This is a genomic window from Candidatus Zixiibacteriota bacterium (genome assembly GCA_040752815.1).
Lineage (GTDB): Bacteria > Zixibacteria > MSB-5A5 > GN15 > FEB-12 > JAGGTI01.
The window spans coordinates 1-1,942 of the sequence record JBFMGC010000117.1 but is presented as its reverse complement, the minus strand read 5'-3'; the positions used below and the strand labels follow the sequence as shown (position 1 = coordinate 1,942).

Here is a 1,942-nt window from a genome sequence, read left to right as displayed (position 1 = left end):
TGGTGATGCCATCAATATCGAAGCGCCGCGGCCCTTCGCGTGGGTGCGCTCGCATGGCGAAGGCAGCATCTACCCGGTGCTCACGAGCGGCGACACGATCCGGCTGCGCCTGCGCCTCATCGATCTGACGGACAGCACGGTCTATGCCAGCCAGGAACTCACGCTGCCGATCTTGAGAGACGTGGTCACGCGTCCGGTGGCGACCGCAGCACCACCAGCGTCCGGCCCACAGGTCATCAGCTTCCAGGCCGATCCGGCGAGCACTTTCGTCGGCGACCCGATCACGCTGACGTGGCAGACACGTGGGGCGGCCTCGGTCAAGATTGAGGTCTGGGGCTGGACATCGGCCATAGCGCCTCAAACAGGTCTCAAACTTGAACTGCGCGATCTGCCGCCCACGGGGACGCAGACCATCGCCATGGCGAGCAACCTGACCAGCGCCTACCTGATTGTGGATGCCTCGCGCCCAGGCTATGAAGCGCCCAACGCCTCTGTCCAACTCATCCCCATGTACTACCGCCCCGACGTGCGCCATTACACCATCAGTCAGGGCGCGGCGTGTCCGGGCGACACGGTCACGCTGAGTTGGGGTATTGACACGGACTTCCCGGTGTCGATTCGCAGTGAGATCGTGGTGCAAACGGAAAACAGCATCAGCGTCGTCCCAGACAGCCCGCTCAATCAGCAGTTTGACGGCCTGAGCGCCGAAGGCACGTTGAGCGTGGCCGTACCGACCGGCGAGCCAGGGCTTCAGAGCGTCGTCTACAATCTGCACGTCGAACGCAGCTACATCGCCACCTTGCTCGGCCAGCAGCGCATCGAAATCGGCGCGGAGTGCAGCCCCGGCTGATTCAGATCTCCTCGTCTACGCAGCATGTTGAGGCGCTGCCCGCCAGTGGCTCCAAGCCAGTGGTTAAACTTCACAATAAGAGGATAGGACAGGATGCCCCTACCCCAACGAAGGCGGTCATGCCAAAGCAAAGCGCGGCAATCGGTTGACCAGACCCGCGACAGCGGCGACACGCGCACTATGGTGGCGGCGATGGTTGCGATCGGTAGCGGTGACACTTTGAAAGCGTCGGACTTGGCCGATGGTCTGTTCGACCACAATGCGAAACTGCGAAAACGCCCGATTGTAGAGGACATCCGCTGGCGGACGGTCTTTGCCGCGCGGTTTGCGGCGAGGCGCAAAGCCATTTCGCCTCAGTTTCGGCAGGTTCAGATACGCCAAATCCCCACCCATGCCCACTTCCTCTGGCAGGCGTTCCAGCAAGCCGCTTCTTTCCAACAGCGTGCTGTCGGCGGTGGGGCCAGGCACACTCTGCGACACATCGACAATGCGCCCGGTGTCGCTGTCCACCCCAAGCTGGCTCTTGAGCGTGTGCTGCTTTTGCTTGCCCGAATAATGGCTGTCGTCTCCCGGTGGACGCTGGACGCGCTGCTCAAAACTATCCACAATCACCGTCAATTCGGGAATGTCCGCCAGCAAGTCGGGCAGTTGGCGCCGGCGTTTCTTGCCAGGGTCCGGCAAACGCATCCCATCCCGTCCACTGTGTTCCAAGATCGGCAGCACGCGCTCAATCAGGCGCGACACCGTCGAGTCGCTGACCGCAAACAGATAGCCCAGCACCTCATGAATCGGGTACAGCCGCAGCCAGATGACGGTCAGCAGCACATGGTCGTGCAGTGCCAACTCAAACGGATGTCCAGCACCGCTGGCGCGCTGTCGCTGGCGCTTGCTCAGTCGCTGTTGTTCGGCTTCCACATACAGCGGCAGCACGTCATCCACCAGTTGCTCGAACAGGGCAACTGTCAGACCGGTGCATTTCTGAAACACAGTCGGATGTTGGCTGAGGTTGTCGTATCTCATGATCATGCACCACAGTTTACATCTGTCCTCACCCTATTGTGAAGGTTAACCAATGAATATGTGGCGATGGGG

Annotated in this window: 2 protein-coding genes; one reads left to right on the top strand and one right to left on the bottom strand. The window is 61.0% G+C overall.

All coding sequences use genetic code 11. The features are described from left to right. Positions 1–850: hypothetical protein (locus AB1772_13410; protein ID MEW5797337.1), on the top strand; the 850-nt coding region annotated here is incomplete at its 5' end. Between the two features lie 117 nt (positions 851–967). Here AB1772_13410 and AB1772_13405 read toward each other — a convergent pair. Beyond that, a complete protein-coding gene (locus tag AB1772_13405) occupies positions 968–1,870 on the bottom strand; it encodes a transposase family protein (protein ID MEW5797336.1) in 903 nt (300 codons plus the stop codon). Positions 1,871–1,942: the final 72 nt, after the last annotated feature.

Coding starts and splice junctions, on each gene's coding strand:
- AB1772_13405 (MEW5797336.1), bottom strand. CDS start 1,870: ATGAGATACGACAACCTCAGCCAACATCCGACTGTGTTTCAGAAATGC.